Origin of the sequence: Arthrobacter sp. TB 23, assembly GCF_000294595.1 — a bacterium.
GTDB lineage: Bacteria > Actinomycetota > Actinomycetes > Actinomycetales > Micrococcaceae > Arthrobacter_D.
Map to the genome: position 1 here is coordinate 63,611 of NZ_ALPM01000063.1, position 18,295 is coordinate 81,905.

Here is an 18,295-nt window from a genome sequence, read left to right on the forward strand (position 1 = left end):
CCGGGGGAGCGATACCCTGCGGACTACGGCGATCTAATCGCATAATGATGGGGCGATCAAGAAAGTCCTGATCTGTACGACTTCCGACGCAACATTCAGCATTGGCAGGCCGGTGCAGGTGGGTATACATTTCGGTATGAGAGAGATCAGCACGGAGTGGCGGGTGATCGATAACGTTGCGACGGCATGGTTCGACGCGCGTTCGCTGACCGTCGGGGCGGCGCTGGCCGGACGCATCCTGGAGTTGACACCCGGGGTCGGGACCGATCTGCGCAGGACCGGCGTCCGAGTGCGCCTCGACTCGGACCGCCACGCCGAGACAGTATCGGCGGCTGCGCAGGATCTTGGGCTAACGGCGAACCCTGCCGTGCTGCAGCAACTGAGCGTCGTCGTCGAATCCCCGAATCCGTCTGGGGTGAGGGCATTCTGGCAACGCGTGCTCGACTACGCGCCTGCTGACAACGGCGGTCTGGCGGATCCGTTGCGGCGCGACCCCGCGCTACGGATCCGGCAGTCGACCGAGCCGCGGCCGTTGCGAAACCGCATCCATCTGGACGTGGTGCGGCCGCCTGCGGAGGTCGAGCGGGCGGATCTTGGTCCCGCCTCAGGACCGTTCGAAGTCCGTCACACCGACCCCGACGGCAACGAGGTAGACCTGGTGCCTGGCGCGGCGCTCGGCGGGGGAATCGGCACAGCCGACTGGCAGACGGTGTTCAGCGCGATGGCGTGCTACCGCACCACCTCATCGACCCAGCAGCGAGACCTGACCACCGCAGCAGCGGCCCTGGCCGATAACACGGGCTTCCCGCTGCTCATCGATTTACGCCCCGGGCTGGTGATCTTCGACAGCGGCAAGGACCAGTGGGAGGGCGCCGCCGACGGTCTCGACCCCGATTTCGCCCACCTCGCTGGGGGACTGCAGACCGTGGCACGCGAACTCGGAGCCACTGCGGATCACGGGCTGCCACGCTTCCTCCAACTCTTCTTCGACGCCGCCGACGTCGAGGCGGTTCGTGCGTTCTGGGTCGCCGCACTCGGATACACCCGCGACCAGCGGGCCGGGGTCAGCGACATCCAGGATCCGCTGCAGCTGAACCCCGTGTTGGTATTCCAGGAGATCGACGCTTCCGAAACCGATCGCCGTCGCCAGCGCAACCGCCTACACGTCGAGCTTGACGTGCCGCCGGACCTTGCGCAGACGCGCCTCGCCACCAGCGTCGCTGCTGGTGGCAGGCTCCTTGACGAATCCGAGGATCACTGGCTGGTCGCCGACCCAGAAGGCAACGAGTTGGTGATCGTCAGTAGTTCATAATCTTCCGTCAGGTTGGCGGTAAAGGGAGTTCCCGGATCCGCTGCTGAACTCTTCACACAAACGCCGATAATCTACATTATGTCAACTAACGGATAGCTGGTGGTCAGAAACACGAGTCTTTCGTCATGGTCATTTTGATTCGCGCGTCAGAGACGTTGGTGTCCGGCCACTGCTCAGAGCGCACCTCAATTCCCGATGCAGTTCCCTGGCGGACACCTGCGGCGATTGATACTGCGGTCACCACATTAACCTGCTCCCCTGGGCCGATGACGTAGCCCTCAGCCGGTTCGGCCCGGTCCAGTATGGCTTGAACCTCAGGGTCCTTTGTTAGCGTCGAGCTCACGCCGAGGGTAGTGCCTGGGCCTGACTGCATCGGAATAATGTAGGCGTCCTCCACCACCATGTCCTGAGCATCCAGCAGCTTCACTTCCGTGACGGTGACCGGCTGATCTCCGTTGTTGGTGATTATCTCACCGACGAGGGTTTTCCCCTCGCTTGGCGGCACATCCACGAAGCACATTTCGTCGGTGCCCCCATCAGTGAGGACGCTGGAATATCCCGGGCTGACGGAGCAGCCCGCCCCTGCCATCAGGAGGGCAAGTGCGAGCAGGGTGGTCGCGCTGTTTCGCTTCGCATGCATTCTGTCCTCGGTTCAGCGATTCTTGCGGGGCTTCAGCAATTCCACCGACCCTGCTGGAATAATCTCAATCTCGGCCCCAAGCCCGGACGCGCCGCACTCGAAGCTAAACACTCCGAAGTCGCTTATGCAAGAGGTAGATCGACTCCGCCACGTGATCCCCAATGGCGAGCAACCCGGGCGGACCTGTGACCCCGGCGCCGTCGTAGCTCGACAGATAGGAGCCGGCCTTAGCCGATCGTTGTGCTCGTCCCGTCGGTGCTATCCAGGACATAGACCACCTCGGCGGCGTCCGGCCACCCTTCAAGGAGGCCTTCGACATGATCGCCGCCTTCCTGGTTCGTTACCTCTGCTGTGATGTGGTCAATCATGCCGTCGAGGACTTGTACGAGCACCTGATGTGATGCGCCGTCCGGCCCAATGAAGCGGGCCCGCACCGGATATACCTGGTTGTGTGGCACAGCGCGGGGCAACCCTTCCGGGACCTTGAAGTATGCGGTGCCTGTGAACTCGTCGTCCCAGTAGACCTCCTCGGCGGCATCCAGCTGGGCGCGGAGTTCCTGAGCCCCTCTTTCCTCGCTGGCGCTGAGGATGCCCCTCACCAGTTTTCGAACTTTGCTGTCCAGCGGCCGTACCTGTTCGGACTGATCCTCGAGCATGGCCAGGAACTCCCCCCTTCTGGCTGCAGCACGATCACCAACGAATCCGGCGGCGATGAACGCTGCCGTACCGGCGGCAATCCATCGTCGCGGGTGCTGGATCCCGACCTGGCGCAGCTTGTTCTCCAGTCGCAAATCGATAGCCTCAGTGGTGTCAGCGAAACGAAGCGTGGCAGCTCCTGTAACGACCCCGGCCAGAGCCCTGAGCGGTAGCCGCTTGCCGCCGATCGTAACGCCAACGTAGAGCCCCGACACTACGGCCGAGACCACCCGCATGACGCGGCGCTGCTGTCCGTCCAGCCTGGAAGGATCGACGAGCGTGACGGCGCCCATGACGGCGGTTGACGCGACACCGAAAGCTGGTGACGCCGGATCGACGAGTGAATAGCGTTTCTCATTGGTCATGGGTGGTCCTCTCGAGGCGGGTTCTTCACTGGGATCGAACAAACCCCACGTCCCCTACCGCTAGCCTGCTGCGATGGCACGAGCCGTATGAAACGATCTCTACATGTGGTTTGAATCGTGGGATCAGATTATCCGAGTACTCATCATTGGATCGGTATCATATGCCGCGCTGGTGGTGCTCCTGCGGGCGTCGGGCAAACGTACCCTTAGCCAGCTCAATGCTTTTGACTTCATCGTCACCGTTGCCCTGGGATCTACACTTGCCACCATCCTGCTCAGTGCTGAGGTCTCCTTCGCCCAGGGACTGACTGCACTGGTGCTACTGGCGTCGCTTCAGTTGGTGGTCGCCGCTATGTCGGCACGTTGGCCCCGAATACGTTCGTTGGTCACGGCCAAGCCGGTTGCCCTGGTCCTTGGAGGGCAACTGCAGGCTGACGAACTGCGCAGAAACCGTCTGACGGAATCCGAGGTACGTCAGGCAATTCGCACCGCTGGCTCAGGAGACCTATCTGACATTGCGGCTGTGATACTCGAAACCAACGGCACCCTCAGTGTCATTCCTACGGACAAAATCGGTAGCGGATCCGCGCTCGACGAAGTCACCAATTGGCCAGGTGCCGGTACGCCATGACCAGCCCCCATGACGGAGTAGGCTCCGACTCACCGCTTGGGGTACGCCTGCGATCGGCCGAAGAACTGGCGCGGCGGCTCGACAAACCGATGGGCATCCTGGGCATCATTTTCCTGTTCATAGTGCTCGGACAGGTGCTGGCTGAGGATCCGACGCTTGTCCTGGTGTTCAGTATTGTCGGCTGGCTGTTCTGGGTAATTTTCGTGGGTGAGTTTCTGTTGCGAGCCTACATCGCCAGTTTCAGTGCCGCGTTCTGGCGGAAGAACTGGTGGCAGGTAGTTTTCCTGCTTGTCCCGTTCCTCAGATTTTTTAGGGCGCTGCAGGCGTTCAGGATGTTGCGGGCGGCTCGCTTCGCGCGGTTCGGCGGAATCCTCTCTGCCAGCGTGCGAGGCTCCAGATCCGCTGGCAGACTGCTTTCCGGCAGGATCGGCTGGCTTGCGGCAGTGACAGCGGTAGTGATTCTTGCCGCTAGCCAATTGCTCTATGCCACCGGGTCCCACGAGTCCTACACCGACGCCTTGTTCGAAGCCTCGATGGCAACAATTACCGGTACCGGGATCACTCCGACAGACCATTTCGCCCGCGCACTCCAGGTGCTGCTGGCCATCTACTCTGTGGCGGTTTTCGCGACCCTCGCCGGTTCCCTCGGAGCGTTTTTCCTCAGGGACCAATCTCCCACGGTGGAGTCCGGACAGCCGGCCGACGGCGCTCCCCCGCTTTCGGAAGATAGTGCCCAGAAAAGTGGCTCATCCCCGGCTAAGTGGTTGCGCGACCGCTAGTGTACTGGTGCACCACTCTTGTGTGGCCCAGGGGGTCCAGGGGCCACTTGTGACCGTCACCCAGCACGCGCCCGGACTGCCCACGCCGTCGCGTCGATCATAAACGGCGGTGCGGGAAGCAGTTCGGCGCAGGCCTTCCGGAGATACTCCCGACCCGTGGGGTCCAGCCCGTTCATATAATCACCGGCCGGCCCGACGCCGAGAGTGAAGGGCTCCCACCAGCCGGCGAATGAGTCGAACTCCACCCGCACGCTGAGACTCCCCTGCTCAATCTCGTTCAAACCCGCGGCCTCGAACAATTCGGCCAGGTGCCCCTCAGCGGTCCCCGCACGCCTAGCCTCTGATGCCGTGGGTCCGCCGACCTCCTCGACGGCCCGCCAGAAGGTGGCCAGCGGTCCGCGGCCGCCAGCGTTATCCCAGACACACGCTGCCACTACCCCACCGTTGCGCGTCACCCGGCCCATTTCCCGCAGGCCCGCCACCGGATCGCTCATGAAGTGAACCACCAGCTGCGCCAACGCGATATCGAACACGCTGTCAGGAAAAGGCAGCTCCTCGGCTGTGCCGGGACGGATGTCGACTCCGGGGAGCCGGGTCCGCGCCGCAGCAACGAACGGCTCTGACGGGTCGACCGCCGCAACCAGGCCAGCGCCCACCCTAGATACCAGCCGGGCCGTCAGAGCTCCGGGGCCGCACCCCACGTCGAGGCACCGGAAACCAGCTCCGACGTCAACCAGCCGGACAAACTCTGCAGCCAGAGGCACTGAGTACTGGCCCATGAGCCGGTCATAGGCGTCAGCTGCTACGGTGAAACTCACCCTCCCAACCTACTCCGACGGCCGTTACGCCGGTAGGGGCGAAGCGGCTCCGGTTCCGGGCGTCAATGGTTGCCGGGAACCCCCACCGGGCGTAAGGTCCCGTCATGGACATCATTCTGGTTCCCGGTTTTTGGCTTGACGCGTCGTCATGGGATGACGTGACTCCCCCGCTCACGGCTGCTGGACACCACGTCCATCCGCTCACCCTTCCCGGCCTGGAAGCCAAGGATGCGCCCCGGGCCGGCATCGGCCTCCGCCAGCACATCGACGCCGTCGTGGCCGCTATCGATGCAGTGGACCGGCCTGTGGTGCTGGTCGGACATTCGGCGGGCGGTGCCATCATCTACGGCGCTATCGACCAGCGGCCCAACCATGTGCTCCGCGGGATCTATGTGGATAGCGGACCGCTCGGCGAGGGCGGCGTGATCAACGACCAGCTGCCAGCGGACGGCAATGAAATCCCGCTCCCGGCCTGGGATGTCTTCGACGCTGAGGACCTCGTTGACCTCGACGACGACGTCCGGCAGGCGTTCATCCGCCGAGCTATCCCGCAGCCCCTGGGGGTGGCCACCGACCAGCAGCGGCTGGTCGACGAAGGCCGCTTCAGGGTGCCGGCGACGGTTATCTGCTGCGAGTTCACCTCTGAACAACTTCAGCACTGGATGGATGCGGGCGATCCGAACGTTTCCGAACTGACCCATATCCACAATGTCGAGTATGTCGATCTGCCCACCGGTCACTGGCCCCAGTTCACCCGGCCGGCGGATCTCAGTGCGGCGATCCTCGCCGCCGTCGACCGCTAGGCTATCGCCGACCGCCACCTCAGGCCAGAAAAGTAGTGGCCCTGCAGGTAAGCGGTAGCGCAACCACTCATCTGCAGGGCCCCCACTTTTCTGCGCAACTGGGTTCCGCGCAACTGGGTGCTGCGCAACACCGGTGCAGGGAGAGTCCCAGAGCGCTAGGAGCCGTTGATATTGACCAGCCAGGCGACCCCATACTGGTCTTTGCACATGCCGAAACTGTCTCCCCACGGTGCTCGCTCCATCGGGACAGTCACCGTGCCGCTGCCTGATAGTTTGTCCCAGTAGCCGCGGAGCTCCTCCTCGTCCTCGCCGCTCAGCGACACCGAGAAAGTGTCCCCTTCCGTGTACTCCATGCCGGTCGGGATGTCGGCGCCCATCAGCATCAGCCCACCTTCAGTTTCGAGCTGCCCATGCATGATCTTTTCCGCATCGGCCGGGTCCTGGGCCGCCTGGAACTCATCAAAAGTGCTCATGGTCAGCTCGCCAGCGAAGACCGACTGGTAGAAGGTCATGGCCTCCCGGGCGTTGCCTTTGAAATTGAGGTACGGATTGAGTCGGGTAGCCATGGTGATCTCCTTCGATTCTGACGGAAGCTAGCAGGTGCAGGCCCGGGGCCTGAGCGGCGCTCCTACCAACCCGGTTGGAGTCAGCCGGTGGCGGCAAACCGTTTGGCAGACCGTGCCTTGTGTTTCTCGGCTTCAACCTCTCGGTCCTTGGGCGGCGCGGTGGTGACGAGGTCCGCGAGCAGATGCGCTGTCACATGGGCTATGCGTTCGACGGCGGCGTCAAACGCCTCCTGATTTGCCTTCGACGGTCTGGTGGAACCGCTGACTTTGCGGACGAACTGCAGGGCCGCCGCGTGAATCTCGTCGTCGGTGGCTGACGGTTCAAAATTGGACAGAGTTCGAATATTTCTGCACATATTCCATAGCGTAGGCCTAGTTCACCCCGGGGGGAATAGCCTCCTCAGTTCCCGATTGCGCCCTCACCATGCCTAGAGTTGAAGCACTCCCCAGCGAAGGATCACGATGCATTTCGAACGACACGGCAGCGGTACTCCCCTCCTCCTGGTGCACGGCCTGGGCTCAAGCCTTCGCACCTGGGACCCGATCATGCCGGCGCTGACCGCCGGGCGGGAAGTGACCGCCGTGGACCTGCCGGGGTTCGGCGACACGCCGCCGCTCATCGGGCCGGTGACGATCGGCACGCTGACGGATACCGTCGAACGTTTCATCGAAAGCGAGGGCCTACAGGACACAGCTCTGGTGGGCAGTTCGATGGGTGCCCGAATTGTCCTTGAGCTGGCACGGCGCGGTCATCCGGGCAGCACTGTTTCACTTGACCCCGGAGGGTTCTGGACCGACCGTCAACGGCTGATCTTCGGTACCAGCATCACCGCCTCGGTCGCCCTGGTACGCGCAATCCAGCCCGCGCTCCCCTTCCTGACCGGCACAGCCATTGGTCGCAGCGCGCTGCTGGCGCAGTTCTCGGCTAAACCCTGGCAGCTCGATCCTGGTCTGGTCCTCACCGAGCTGCAGGGTTTCGCGTCCTCGCCAGGACTGGACGAGGCCCGCCGGTCCCTGATCGAAGGGCCCACCCAGCAGGGCGTCCCCGCCGGATCCCTCTCCGGCAACGTGGTGATTGGGTGGGGGCGACGCGACCGGGTGACCTTCCCCAGCCAGGCGGCCACCGCCCAGCAGCGCTTCCCTGATGCGACTTTGCACTGGTTCGAGGAAAGCGGACACTTCCCACACTGGGATCAGCCCGCGGAGACAGCCCGGCTGATTCTCGACAGCACCTCGTGAACGTGCCGCGCCTCAGCAAAAACGCCCCCGCCGAAGGGCGGACCCGACCCACCGGCCGAGCCGTAGCGGGCTGGCTTGCTGCGGACCTGGTGCTGATCACTGGATTCGCAGCGACCGGGCGGTCCACCCATGAGTCGGGACTGGCGATCCTCGGCGTCCTGGGCACTGCCGCACCCTTCCTCACCGCCTGTCTCCTCACCTGGGGCGCGTCCAGGGCGTGGCGGTCGCCGTCGGCGCTGTGGCCGACGGGGATGCTGATCTGGCTGGGTACCGCCGTCGGCGGATTGGGGATTCGAGCCTTACTTGGTGGCGGCATGGCGATCAGCTTCCAGCTGGTCGCCGTCCTGGTGCTCGGTGCGGTGCTGCTCCTCCCCCGCGCTATCGCTGCCATGGTCCTGCGGTGGCGGAGCACTTCACGATAAGTTAGCCGAAGAGTTTGTTCCCCAGCCAGTCCCCCACCATTGCCTAGGAGACCCCCAATGATCACCGCATTTGTTTTGATCCAAACTGATGCCTCCCGGATTCCGGAGTGCGCGCAGGAAATTTCCGAAATCGAAGGCATCAGCGAGGTCTATTCGGTGACCGGCGAATGGGACCTCATTGCCATTGCCCGGGTCAGCCGCCATGAGGACCTCGCGGACGTCATCGCCGACCGACTGTCCAAGATTGAGGGCGTGGAGTCGACCACCACCCAGATCGCGTTCCGCTCCTACTCGAAGCACGATCTGGACACCGCCTTCTCGTTGGGCTTCGAAGGCTAGGATGCGCGTTGAGATTGCGGTTCAGGACACTGCCGGGGCGGCGATCGCGTACGACGCCGGTGCGGTGCGGTCCGAACTCTGCGTTGCCCTGCCGCTGGGCGGTCTGACGCCCTCGGTCGGTCTGATTCGGCAGATCAGAACAACAGTCCCCGGGCTGCCGCTGCACGTGCTGATCCGTCCGCGTCCAGGGGGTTTTGTCTACTCTCCCGCGGAACTGGAGCTGATGGCCGGCGACATCTCAGCTGCCGCGGACGAGGGCGCGGCTGGCATCGTGGTGGGGGTCCTGACGGGCTCCGGCGGGGTGGATGCTGGTGCCGTCAGAGCCTTGCGGCAGGCCGCCCCAGGGCTTGAATACACCTTCCACCGCGCGATCGACCATACTCCTTCGCCGCTTGCCGCCCTCGACGCGATCGCTGCTGCCGGTTTCACGCGGGTCCTGACCTCCGGTGGGGCTCCGACCGCGGGGCAGGGCATCGCAGCCCTGCAATCGATGGCGGCCGCTGGCAGCGGCCTAACCATCCTGGCCGGGGGCGGGGTGACCATCGGCGACCTGCCGGCGCTCGCCGCGGCAGGGATTTCCGAAGTCCACCTGTCGGCCAAGTCGGTTCACCGCCCCAGCGGCTCCGGCGTGCCACTCGGCGCGTCAGACACGGAAGGCGCCAGCTATCAGGTCACCGACCCGGTGCTGGTCGCCGCAGTCATAGATCAGGCCACCCGGCTGGGCTAGGCCACACCACCGGTTACCCGCACCCACTTCTCGAGCGAACCCTGCGCTGCCCCCGAGTCAATCGAATGCTCCGCACGCAGCATTGCCGCATTGATCCGGTCGATCAGCGGCGTGCCGTGAGCCACGTCGAACGCCACCAGGCCTGCGGCAGCATTGAGCACGACGGCGTCCCGGACCGGCCCCCGCTCCCCCGCCAACAATGCCCGCACCACACGCGCGTTGCTGGCACCGTCGGCCCCCCGGAGGGCCTCCACCGGCGACACCGGCAACCCGAAGTCGGCCGGGTGGACCTGCTGCTCCGTCACCGTCCCGCCGCGGACCTCCCAGATGGTCGAGGAGCCACTGGTCGTCAGCTTGTCCCGACCGTCGCTGCCCCGGAACACCAGGGCCCGGATCCCCCGCGCCGCCAATACTCCCGCCATCAGCGGCGCCATCCGCTCGCTGGCGCATCCCATGGCTTGAGCATCGACCCCAGCCGGGTTGCTCAGCGGCCCAAGAAAGTTGAAGGTCGTGGGGACACCCAGTTCACGCCGCGGGACTGCGACGTGGCGCATTGACGGATGGAACACCTGGGCGAAGCAAAAGGTGATTCCCGCCTCCTCGGCCGAACGGGCGACGTCGTCAATCGAGAGATCCAGCCGGACACCCAGCGCCTCGATCACGTCTGCCGCGCCGGCCGACGACGAAGCACTGCGGTTTCCGTGCTTCACCACTTTCGCCCCGGCGCCCACGGCCACCAGCGACGACATGGTCGAGATGTTGAGCGTGTTGAGCCCATCCCCGCCGGTGCCCACAATGTCCAGGGTGGGCCCTGGCACGTCGATGCGGTGGGCCCGAGCCAGCATTGCCTCGACCAGCCCGACCAGTTCACCGACCGTCTCCCCCTTGCTTCTCAAACCGACGAGGAATCCCGCGATCTGGGCATGGGAAGCGTCGCCCTCCATGATCTGGTCCATCGCCCAGCGGGTCTGATCGGAGGTGAGATCGTCCCCCCGGATCAGCGCGGAGATGAGTACGGGCCAGGTCGGGGATCCGCCGTCGGGGCTTGAAATCGTCGTCACACCTCAAGGTTATCTACGAATTGTAGAAAGTCATCTGTTCACTACTTCCGCGCCGTTACTGGGATGCCGAGTCCTTCGCGGTGCCGGGGACGCGCCGGGGCATCCCCAGCATTGGTGAACTGGCCCTTTTTAGAGACATAATGGCTCTGTGACATCTGCGACTCAAGCCCCCAGCACCACGGCGCATCCAACGCTGAACCGCCCCAACATGGTCTCCGTAGGAACCGTCGTTTGGTTGTCCAGCGAATTGATGTTTTTTGCCGGACTATTCGCCATGTACTTCACCCTGCGTTCCACCTCGAGTGAGATGTGGGCAATGGAGACTGAAAAGCTGAACGTACCGTTCGCCTTGATTAACACGATCATTCTCGTGTTGAGCTCGGTGACCTGCCAGTTCGGTGTATTCGCAGCCGAGCGGTTGCAAGCACGCCGCACCGGCAGCGTCTTCTCCCCCCTCAAGTGGGGAATGATCGAATGGTTCCTCCTGACCTTCCTCATGGGTTCCATCTTCGTTGCGGTTCAGGGCTACGAATACGCGGTATTGGTTTCGGAAGGCGTCTCCCTTTCATCCAACGCCTACGGCTCGTCGTTCTACCTGACCACCGGGTTCCACGGTCTCCACGTGCTGGGCGGGCTGATCGCCTTCCTCTTCATCATCGGCCGCGGATTCGCCGCGAAACGGTTCGGTCATTTTGAGGCCACCTCAGCAATTGTTGTGTCGTACTACTGGCACTTTGTTGATGTTGTCTGGATTGCGCTGTTCATCATCATCTATTTCCTGAAGTAACCCTTAGTTGAACACTCTTCTACTAGGTGTAGAATTCCATCAAGTGGAACCGGCAGTGATTGCACGACAGAAGGCAGGAACCAGCAAGTGAAGGCACTTTCGCAAAGGCGACGTCATCCCCTGGCAGCGGTAGCTTTGTTGCTCATCGGATTACTCTTCACGGGCGGCGTCTATGCCCTGGCGAGCAGCACCAATGACGCCCAGGCCCAGTCCTTCTCGGCCGACGAGGTCGACGAGGGCGAGAAGCTCTTCATCGCCAACTGCGCCACCTGCCACGGCATGGGCGCAGTCGGATCCGATAACGGCCCGTCATTGGTTGGCGTCGGTGCCGCATCGGTGGACTTCCAGGTGGGCACCGGGCGCATGCCGATGCAGATGCAGGGACCCCAGGCGCAGGTCAAGCCACCACAGTTCGACGACGAGCAGACCATGCAGATGGCCGCTTATGTCGCCTCCCTGGGTGCCGGACCAGCCATTCCGAGCGAGGACATGCTCGACACGTCCGACGCCGACCCAGCAAACGGTGGAGTTGTCTTCCGCGTCAACTGCGCAATGTGCCACAACGCGGCAGCTGCCGGCGGCGCGCTGACCCGCGGCAAGTACGCTCCAGCACTGTCCGGCTCGACGGCGAAGCACACCTACGAGGCAATGGTTACCGGCCCGCAGAACATGCCAGTGTTCAGCGACGCGAACATCACCCCCGAGGACAAGCGCGACGTTATCGCGTTCCTTGAGACCATCGACGAGCAGGGCTCCCCTGGTGGAGCCGACCTCGGTTCGCTGGGTCCAGTCTCTGAAGGTCTGTTCATCTGGGTCGCAGGGCTAGGCGTCATTATCGCGTTCACTGTCTGGCTGACGGCCCGGTCGTCCTAAACCACATGACGCTCCATCAGCTGCCTCAGGGCTGCACCACCACACTTAACAACAGACCACAAGCGAAGTTTTATCAGAAGGATGCGAGGGATCATGGCCGATCATAGTCACGGCAGTCCAGAGAGTACTGGCGTCGTTGCTAGGCCCGGTCAGGGCGATGTGCAGAAGTTCCAGAACCCTGGCTTGCCTCCACACCGTCCCCGCCTGGCTGACCGGGATCCGCGTGCGGAGAAGCGCGCGGAGCGACAGGTAGCGATTCTGTTCCTGGTGTCGATTATTGGCACCATCCTGTTTTTCGTTGGGTACTTCCTCATCCCCCTGGACGAGACCATCGAGACGCTCCGCCTGCAGAACCTGACGCTCGGCCTCGGCACGGCGTTCGCGATGCTCGGCATCGGCGTGGGAATTGTTCACTGGGCCAAGACACTCATGCCTGACCACGAAGTATCCGAGGACCGGCACGAGATCCGCACCGAAGCCGACCGCGCCGATGCGGAAAAGATCATCAACGACATCGTTGAGGAAACCGGCATCAAGCGTCGGCCGCTTATCCGCAACACCCTCCTTGGTGCGATGCTTCTGGCACCGCTCCCGGCCGTCTTCATCTTCCGCGATCTGGGCCCCTTGCCCGGCAACGTGCTGCGGCAGACCTATTGGGAGTCGGGAACCCGGCTTGCGCGGGACCCGAGCGGCACCCCGATCAGGGCTTCAGACGTCACCATCGGTTCGGCTTTCCACGTCATCCCTGAAGGGCTCTCGGATTCTGAGCACTATCTGGAGGAGAAGGCCAAAGCGGTTGTCCTGCTGATGCGCCTGAACCCCGAGTCGCTGAATCCCTCCCCTGGCCGTGAGGACTGGGGCTATGAAGGCATTGTTGCCTACTCCAAGATTTGCACGCACGTGGGTTGCCCTGTTGCTCTGTACGAACAGCAGACCCATCACCTGCTTTGCCCGTGCCACCAGTCGACGTTCGACCTCACGCAGGAATGCAAGGTCATCTTCGGACCGGCGACACGACCGCTACCGCAGCTGCCCATCGCCGTTGATGACGAGGGCTACCTCATCGCCACGAGCGATTTTCAAGAGCCAGTAGGACCAAGTTTCTGGGAGCGTGGCTGACATGAGCAGCACGACATCACAAAGTACCTACCAACCCAAGACGAGCGTTGGCAAGATCACCAACTACGTTGACTCACGAGTCGGCGGATCCGGGATGGTCAAGGAGTTCGGGCGGAAGATATTCCCCGATCACTGGACTTTCATGTTCGGTGAGGTGGCGCTGTACTCCTTCGTGATCCTGCTCCTGTCAGGAACCTTCCTGACCTTCTTCTTCGATCCCTCGATGGCAGAAACCCACTATGACGGTAGCTATGTGCCGTTGCGCGGGGTCGAAATGTCCGAGGCATACGCCACGGCGTTGAACATCTCCTTCGATGTCCGCGGCGGGCTGTTCATGCGGCAGGTCCACCACTGGTCTGCGTTGCTCTTCGTCGCAGCAGTCTCCGTGCACATGCTCCGCGTCTTCTTCACCGGTGCGTTCCGGCGTCCCCGTGAACTGAACTGGGTTGTCGGTTGCGTTCTGTTGATCCTGGCCATGGCTGCCGGCTTCACCGGTTACTCACTCCCCGATGACCTGCTGTCCGGTAACGGCCTGCGCATCATCGACGGCGTCATCAAGGCCGTCCCGGTAGTTGGCACGTACATCAGCTTCTTCCTCTTCGGCGGCGAATTCCCCGGCACAGTGGTTATTCCACGGCTTTACGTGCTACATATCCTGCTGATCCCCGCGATCATCCTGCTGATGATCGTCATCCACCTCTTCATGGTGGTGACCCACAAGCACACCCAGTTCCCCGGCCCAGGCCGGACGAACGACAACGTGGTCGGCTTCCCCGTCGGCCCGGTCTACGCAGCGAAAGCCGGTGGATTCTTCTTCATCGTGTTTGGCATCGTCGCAGCGATCTCGGCGGCGTTCACGATCAACCCGATCTGGAACTACGGCCCGTACGATCCCTCCCCCGTGTCGGCTGGCACCCAGCCCGACTGGTACATCGGTTGGGTGGACGGTGCGTTGCGCCTCATGCCGGGGTGGCTCGGTGGGCTGCCGCTGGAGTGGAACATCCCGATGCCATGGGGCGTGAACACCCTGTCGCTGAACGTGTTGCTTCCCGCCCTCGTTCCTGCCGGAATCGTGTTCGGCCTGATGTTCGCCTGGCCGTGGATTGAGTCCTGGTTGACCAAGGACAAGCGGGAACACCACCTGCTCGACCGTCCGCGCAACGCACCGTTCCGCACCGCGGTTGGCGTGTCCGGCGTAGTGTTCTACTGCGTCATGTGGGCAGCGGCCAGCTCGGACCTCATTGCCACCCACTTCTTCGTATCCCTGAACGATGTGACCTACTGGCTGCGGGTGCTGTTCTTCGTGGGCCCGATCATCGGCTTCATGGTGGCACAGCGTATTGCTCTGGCTCTCCAGCGCAAGGATCGCGAGATCGCCCTGCACGGTCGGGAAACCGGCCGGATTGTGCGGCTCCCGCACGGCGAGTTCATCGAGGTCCACGAACCACTCGACGAATACAAGCGCTACAACCTGGTCAACTACGAGTCTGCAGGAGTGTTGCCGGCCGAGGCGGATGTCAACGGACACGTCACCCGGACCGAGAAGGCCCGCGGCTGGCTGTCACGCTTCTTCTTCGAAGACAGGGTGGCACCGGTAACGCCTGCGGAGTTGGCGGCAGCGCATTCTCACGCACACCACGACGAGATCGCCGAGCAGCACGACAAAGCGGCAATCTCCAAGTAGCACGACACGATAAAGAACCCGGTCCAGCGCATAGCTGGATCAGGTTCTTTCGTTGGCGCATATCCGGCTATGCGGGACAGCTCCGGCCCGTAGGGCAAGGATTGCCCTACGGGAACCGGCGGATCTGACTCCGGGGGCAGTTCCTGCAGGGTTTGGCCCTACTGGCCTGAAGCGCTAGCTAGGGACTGTTCAACCGCTTCGCCGTATAAGCGCGCGGGGACCGTACGCCGGGGCGCTGGAGTGGCACCCAGAGCTTGTACCGGTCCGCCCGGTAATAGGACACCGAGTAGTCGATCATCGACCTGGCCACGTAGGCGTGCCGCTGGATTTTCAGGAGGGGCGCCCCCAAATCCACGTTCAGCAGCCTGGCGATCGAAGCAGAGGCCGCGGTCGCCTCGATGGTGTCCTCGCCCCATTCCATCAGCAGGCCGAACCGTTCGCTCAAAACGTTGTACAGCGACGTCGGCGCCGGCTCGTCAAGAATCCCCGGCACCCGGTGGGCCGGGATGAAGTTCTCGTCGACGCTCATCGGCTCTCCATCCGCGAGCAGTTGGCGTCTGAACCGGACCACCGGCTGGCCTTGCTCGAGTTGCAGCTCGCGGGCAATCAGCGGGGTTGCCCCGATCTGTTCGAAGCTCAGTACCCGCGCGTCGGGAACCATACCCCGCCGGTGCATCTCCTCGCTGTAGGAGGTGAGCTTCATTTGCAGGTCCAGCTTGGTATGTGCGACGAATGTCCCCAGTCCCACGATGCGCTCCAGCACCTCCTCGGCGACCAGGGCATCGATCGCGTGCCGGACGGTCATGCGTGCCACCCCGAAGTGTCTGGTCAACTCTCGTTCAGAGGGAATGGCGGTACCAGGCTCGGCGTGGTCAATGATCAGCTGGCGGAGGATCTCGCGGAGCTGCACGTGTTTCGGCGCCGTGGACTCAGGATTCAGCCCTCCCTCAAGGGAGAGCAATAGGGTACTCGACAACGGGAAAGCCTTTCAGGAGCCTTGGAAGAACGCGGCTGCTTTCAGTCTAAAGGGCTCCCCATGATCGTTGATTTACCCGCGAAATCGAGGGTATCGTTGAGTATCGCTATATATCGTTAGATGATTCAAGGGAGAGCGCAATGCGGAATTCATACCCAGCAGGCGGGTTCAGCGGAAACAACATTGACGGCATGTGGCAGGCGGTCGAAGAGCTGCGATCACGGTTCGATAAGCGCACCGGAACCCGGGCGGGACGGGGCGAGGTACGGTCGGCGATCCTTGCCCTGCTCGCGGAAAGGCCCATGCACGGCTACCAGATCATCCACGAAATCGAGGAGCGGAGTGGCGGCAGCTGGAAGCCTAGTGCCGGTTCGGTCTATCCGACCCTGCAGCTACTGTCCGATGAGGGGTTTATCAGTGCCGAGGAATCCAACGGTCGGAAAATCTATTCGCTGACCGAAGCGGGTCGGGAAGAAGTTGCCGGTGCGGGCGGAGCAGCGCCCTGGGCTATGGGCCACGAGGCTGGCACCGGGTTCGGCGCGCTGCCGAAGGCCGGAGTTGAACTTGCCCAGGCCGCGGCCCAGGTGGGGCGTACCGGAACACCTGAACAGGTCCAGGAAGCCGTCAAGGTGCTCAATGAAGCCCGACGCCGGCTCTACTCGATCCTTGCCCAGGACTGACGGGCGTGGCATCGGGTCGCCGGGAGCGGACAGAGAAGCTACCCGGCGTCGGGGCGACCCGTGCCCGTTACCGCCGCATCATACGCTTCGCCGCGTGGCACCTGGCGGTCACCTGGTGGTTTGAACTGTTCCTGCCGCGCATCGGCCTCGGCAAAGTGGCGGAGCGCACCCGGACGAAAAGGATGCTGCGCTTTGCCCAGCGCTTCCGTGTCCTGGCGGTGGACCTGGGGGGCCTGATGATCAAGGTCGGGCAGTTCCTCTCATCGAGACTTGACGTGCTGCCGCCGGAGATCACTGCGGAGTTGGAAGGGTTGCAGGACGAAGTCCCGCCAGTCCCCTTCAGAGCGATCCGCGTTCTGGCCGAGTCCGAGCTGGGCGCTCCCCTGGAGCAGGTGTTCGCGTCAGTCGAGGAAGCTCCCATTGCTGCCGCGTCCTTCGGCCAGGCACACCGGGCCCAGCTCCGGTCCCCTGATTCGGCGGACACCGGACTCTCCAGTGTGGTCCTGAAAGTCCAGCGGCCGGGCATCGACGCGATTATCGACATTGATCTGGCTGCTCTCCGTAAAGTGGGCGGCTGGCTCAGCCGTATTCGTCTGGTTTCCAGTCGGGCGGACGTTCCGGCACTGGTGGAGGAGTTCGCCCAGATCAGTCTGTTGGAGATCGATTACCAGCACGAGGCTGCGAACCTTGAGCGGTTTGGTGCCGACTTCGCCGAGGACGACAGGGTGACCGTCCCGGCGGTCGTGTGGGAGCGCAGTACGCGCCGTGTGCTGACTCTCGAAGATGTCACCGCGATCAAGGTCACCGACACGGCAGCCCTGGTGGCAGCGGGCATCGACCCCGCCAGGGTCGCTCCGGTGTTCGCCTCGGTCATGTTCGACCAGATGTTCACCAACGGCTACTTCCATGCGGATCCGCACCCGGGCAACATTTTCGTGACCCCGACCAGGCGCCCTTCAGCAGACGACCAATGGACCCTGACCTTCATCGACTTCGGGATGATGGGCGAGGTTCCGCTCAGCACCCGCAACGGACTTCGAAAACTCCTGATAGCTGCCGCCTCCCGCGACGGCAAGGGACTGGTGGCAGCCATCAGCGACGTTGGTGTGCTGGTGCCCTCGGCCGACACCACCGAGCTGGAACGGGCGATGACTCATCTCTTCTCCCGATTCGGCGGTCTGGGTTTCGCTGAACTTCGTGAGGTTGACCCGCGGGAGTTCCTCGATTTTGCTGTCGAGTTCGGCGACCTGGTTCGTTCCCTGCCGTTTCAGCTCCCCGAAAACTTCCTGCTGATTATCCGGGCGATGTCCCTGACCTCAGGAGTGGCCAGCTCACTGGATGCCCGGTTCAACCTGTGGGATTCGGTGGAACCGTATGCCGCGCAATTGCTCCGCGACGAGCGTGGCAACCTGGTGCAGGATGTGGCTCAGCAAGCGATTGACGCCGCCGGGGTGGCCCTGCGGCTGCCACGGCGTCTGGATAGCCTGGTCACCCGCATCGAGGATGGGGCGATAGCCGTTGCCACGCCACGCCTGGAGCGGCGGGTGGCCCAGCTCGACCGGTCGTTCAAACGGACCGCTTCGGCCCTGGTGTTCGGTGCGCTGCTGATCGCCGGTGCTCTGGTCCGGCCTGATGATCTGGTGCTGGGGAGCGTGCTGATGGTCTCGTCAGCGGTCCCCCTGGTCCATGGGCTGTGGGCGGGCCGCAGCGGATTGTAGGCGCGGAGGACAGCTGTTAACGAACGAGAGGCCCCCACCGTTGTGAACGGTGGGGGCCTC

General features: G+C 63.2%; 21 protein-coding genes. 14 read left to right on the forward strand and 7 right to left on the reverse strand.

Annotation, left to right across the window (positions count from 1 at the left end; translation table 11 throughout):
- Positions 1 to 136 precede the first annotated feature (136 nt).
- The gene (locus B384_RS0108735; RefSeq protein ID WP_026041069.1) at positions 137 to 1,312 is read left to right on the forward strand and encodes a VOC family protein; all 1,176 of its coding nucleotides are present in this window, start codon (positions 137 to 139) and stop codon (positions 1,310 to 1,312) included.
- Positions 1,313 to 1,415: 103 nt separating this feature from the next.
- Here B384_RS0108735 and B384_RS0108740 read toward each other — a convergent pair whose 3' ends face one another.
- Both B384_RS0108740 and B384_RS0108745 read right to left on the reverse strand, forming a co-directional pair.
- Positions 1,416 to 1,952 carry a hypothetical protein gene (locus B384_RS0108740; protein WP_019482736.1) on the reverse strand — a complete coding sequence of 179 codons (537 nt, stop codon included), beginning with the start codon at positions 1,950 to 1,952 and terminating at the stop codon, positions 1,416 to 1,418.
- A 227-nt stretch (positions 1,953 to 2,179) separates the two neighbouring features.
- Entirely contained in the window at positions 2,180 to 3,013 is an 834-nt protein-coding gene (locus B384_RS0108745) for a hypothetical protein (protein WP_019482737.1), read from the reverse strand.
- 103 nt (positions 3,014 to 3,116) lie between these two features.
- Between B384_RS0108745 and B384_RS0108750 the strand changes: the two genes are divergently transcribed.
- Positions 3,117 to 3,644 (forward strand): DUF421 domain-containing protein, encoded by a 528-nt coding sequence (locus B384_RS0108750; RefSeq protein ID WP_019482738.1) that lies wholly within the window; start codon positions 3,117 to 3,119, stop codon positions 3,642 to 3,644.
- Positions 3,641 to 4,423 (forward strand): hypothetical protein, encoded by a 783-nt coding sequence (locus B384_RS18380; protein ID WP_019482739.1) that lies wholly within the window; start codon positions 3,641 to 3,643, stop codon positions 4,421 to 4,423. The genes B384_RS0108750 and B384_RS18380 overlap by 4 nt, the downstream gene beginning before the upstream one ends.
- A 56-nt stretch (positions 4,424 to 4,479) precedes the next feature.
- Here B384_RS18380 and B384_RS0108760 read toward each other — a convergent pair whose 3' ends face one another.
- Positions 4,480 to 5,241: a class I SAM-dependent methyltransferase gene (locus B384_RS0108760; protein WP_019482740.1), complete on the reverse strand. Its 762-nt coding sequence runs from the start codon at positions 5,239 to 5,241 to the stop codon at positions 4,480 to 4,482.
- A 104-nt stretch (positions 5,242 to 5,345) separates the two neighbouring features.
- Between B384_RS0108760 and B384_RS0108765 the strand changes: the two genes are divergently transcribed.
- The gene (locus B384_RS0108765; RefSeq protein WP_019482741.1) at positions 5,346 to 6,044 is read left to right on the forward strand and encodes an alpha/beta fold hydrolase; all 699 of its coding nucleotides are present in this window, start codon (positions 5,346 to 5,348) and stop codon (positions 6,042 to 6,044) included.
- Positions 6,045 to 6,199: 155 nt separating this feature from the next.
- Here the strand turns inward: B384_RS0108765 and B384_RS0108770 are convergent, their stop codons facing one another.
- Both B384_RS0108770 and B384_RS0108775 read right to left on the reverse strand, forming a co-directional pair.
- A complete protein-coding gene (locus tag B384_RS0108770) occupies positions 6,200 to 6,610 on the reverse strand; it encodes a VOC family protein (RefSeq protein WP_019482742.1) in 411 nt (136 codons plus the stop codon).
- 80 nt (positions 6,611 to 6,690) lie between these two features.
- Positions 6,691 to 6,966: a DUF2277 domain-containing protein gene (locus B384_RS0108775; RefSeq protein WP_019482743.1), complete on the reverse strand. Its 276-nt coding sequence runs from the start codon at positions 6,964 to 6,966 to the stop codon at positions 6,691 to 6,693.
- Between the two features lie 106 nt (positions 6,967 to 7,072).
- Between B384_RS0108775 and B384_RS0108780 the strand changes: the two genes are divergently transcribed.
- Genes B384_RS0108780 through B384_RS0108795 form a run of 4 tightly spaced genes read left to right on the forward strand, consistent with a single transcriptional unit; the run spans position 7,073 to position 9,337 of the window.
- Complete coding sequence (locus B384_RS0108780) at positions 7,073 to 7,849, forward strand: alpha/beta fold hydrolase (protein WP_019482744.1); 777 nt, start codon at positions 7,073 to 7,075, stop codon at positions 7,847 to 7,849.
- Positions 7,846 to 8,271, forward strand: a complete 426-nt coding sequence (locus tag B384_RS18385; RefSeq protein WP_019482745.1) for a DUF3054 domain-containing protein — start codon at positions 7,846 to 7,848, stop codon at positions 8,269 to 8,271. The genes B384_RS0108780 and B384_RS18385 overlap by 4 nt, the downstream gene beginning before the upstream one ends.
- 57 nt (positions 8,272 to 8,328) lie before the next feature.
- A complete protein-coding gene (locus tag B384_RS0108790; RefSeq protein ID WP_019482746.1) occupies positions 8,329 to 8,610 on the forward strand; it encodes an Lrp/AsnC family transcriptional regulator in 282 nt (93 codons plus the stop codon).
- Between the two features lies 1 nt (position 8,611).
- A complete protein-coding gene (locus tag B384_RS0108795; RefSeq protein ID WP_019482747.1) occupies positions 8,612 to 9,337 on the forward strand; it encodes a copper homeostasis protein CutC in 726 nt (241 codons plus the stop codon).
- Here the strand turns inward: B384_RS0108795 and trpD are convergent.
- Complete coding sequence (trpD, locus tag B384_RS0108800; RefSeq protein ID WP_019482748.1) at positions 9,334 to 10,398, reverse strand: anthranilate phosphoribosyltransferase; 1,065 nt, start codon at positions 10,396 to 10,398, stop codon at positions 9,334 to 9,336. The genes B384_RS0108795 and trpD overlap by 4 nt on opposite strands.
- Positions 10,399 to 10,546: 148 nt before the next feature.
- On the opposite strand from trpD, the gene ctaE reads away from it, so the two are divergent.
- The 4 genes from ctaE (at position 10,547) to qcrB (ending at position 14,861) form a co-directional block, all read left to right on the forward strand.
- Entirely contained in the window at positions 10,547 to 11,185 is a 639-nt protein-coding gene (gene ctaE, locus B384_RS0108805) for an aa3-type cytochrome oxidase subunit III (protein WP_024476554.1), read from the forward strand.
- 87 nt (positions 11,186 to 11,272) lie between these two features.
- Positions 11,273 to 12,058, forward strand: a complete 786-nt coding sequence (qcrC, locus tag B384_RS0108810) for a cytochrome bc1 complex diheme cytochrome c subunit (protein WP_024476553.1) — start codon at positions 11,273 to 11,275, stop codon at positions 12,056 to 12,058.
- Positions 12,059 to 12,151: 93 nt separating this feature from the next.
- Positions 12,152 to 13,177 carry a cytochrome bc1 complex Rieske iron-sulfur subunit gene (gene qcrA, locus B384_RS0108815; protein WP_026041071.1) on the forward strand — a complete coding sequence of 342 codons (1,026 nt, stop codon included), beginning with the start codon at positions 12,152 to 12,154 and terminating at the stop codon, positions 13,175 to 13,177.
- Position 13,178: 1 nt separating this feature from the next.
- Positions 13,179 to 14,861 carry a cytochrome bc1 complex cytochrome b subunit gene (gene qcrB / locus B384_RS0108820; RefSeq protein WP_026041072.1) on the forward strand — a complete coding sequence of 561 codons (1,683 nt, stop codon included), beginning with the start codon at positions 13,179 to 13,181 and terminating at the stop codon, positions 14,859 to 14,861.
- Positions 14,862 to 15,039: 178 nt separating this feature from the next.
- On the opposite strand, the gene B384_RS0108825 is transcribed toward qcrB, so the two are convergent.
- Positions 15,040 to 15,822: a GntR family transcriptional regulator gene (locus B384_RS0108825; RefSeq protein WP_035747752.1), complete on the reverse strand. Its 783-nt coding sequence runs from the start codon at positions 15,820 to 15,822 to the stop codon at positions 15,040 to 15,042.
- 155 nt (positions 15,823 to 15,977) lie between these two features.
- On the opposite strand from B384_RS0108825, the gene B384_RS0108830 reads away from it, so the two are divergent.
- The gene (locus B384_RS0108830) at positions 15,978 to 16,517 is read left to right on the forward strand and encodes a PadR family transcriptional regulator (RefSeq protein WP_019482754.1); all 540 of its coding nucleotides are present in this window, start codon (positions 15,978 to 15,980) and stop codon (positions 16,515 to 16,517) included.
- Between the two features lie 5 nt (positions 16,518 to 16,522).
- Positions 16,523 to 18,235 carry an ABC1 kinase family protein gene (locus tag B384_RS0108835; RefSeq protein WP_019482755.1) on the forward strand — a complete coding sequence of 571 codons (1,713 nt, stop codon included), beginning with the start codon at positions 16,523 to 16,525 and terminating at the stop codon, positions 18,233 to 18,235.
- Positions 18,236 to 18,295 lie beyond the last annotated feature (60 nt).

Coding starts and splice junctions, on each gene's coding strand:
- B384_RS0108770 (WP_019482742.1), bottom strand. CDS start 6,610: ATGGCTACCCGACTCAATCCGTACCTCAATTTCAAAGGCAACGCCCGG.
- B384_RS0108740 (WP_019482736.1), bottom strand. CDS start 1,952: ATGCATGCGAAGCGAAACAGCGCGACCACCCTGCTCGCACTTGCCCTC.
- B384_RS0108745 (WP_019482737.1), bottom strand. CDS start 3,013: ATGACCAATGAGAAACGCTATTCACTCGTCGATCCGGCGTCACCAGCT.
- B384_RS0108780 (WP_019482744.1), top strand. CDS start 7,073: ATGCATTTCGAACGACACGGCAGCGGTACTCCCCTCCTCCTGGTGCAC.
- B384_RS18380 (WP_019482739.1), top strand. CDS start 3,641: ATGACCAGCCCCCATGACGGAGTAGGCTCCGACTCACCGCTTGGGGTA.
- B384_RS0108765 (WP_019482741.1), top strand. CDS start 5,346: ATGGACATCATTCTGGTTCCCGGTTTTTGGCTTGACGCGTCGTCATGG.
- B384_RS0108830 (WP_019482754.1), top strand. CDS start 15,978: ATGCGGAATTCATACCCAGCAGGCGGGTTCAGCGGAAACAACATTGAC.
- B384_RS0108790 (WP_019482746.1), top strand. CDS start 8,329: ATGATCACCGCATTTGTTTTGATCCAAACTGATGCCTCCCGGATTCCG.
- B384_RS0108795 (WP_019482747.1), top strand. CDS start 8,612: ATGCGCGTTGAGATTGCGGTTCAGGACACTGCCGGGGCGGCGATCGCG.
- B384_RS0108735 (WP_026041069.1), top strand. CDS start 137: ATGAGAGAGATCAGCACGGAGTGGCGGGTGATCGATAACGTTGCGACG.
- qcrB (WP_026041072.1), top strand. CDS start 13,179: ATGAGCAGCACGACATCACAAAGTACCTACCAACCCAAGACGAGCGTT.
- qcrA (WP_026041071.1), top strand. CDS start 12,152: ATGGCCGATCATAGTCACGGCAGTCCAGAGAGTACTGGCGTCGTTGCT.
- B384_RS0108750 (WP_019482738.1), top strand. CDS start 3,117: ATGTGGTTTGAATCGTGGGATCAGATTATCCGAGTACTCATCATTGGA.
- B384_RS0108775 (WP_019482743.1), bottom strand. CDS start 6,966: ATGTGCAGAAATATTCGAACTCTGTCCAATTTTGAACCGTCAGCCACC.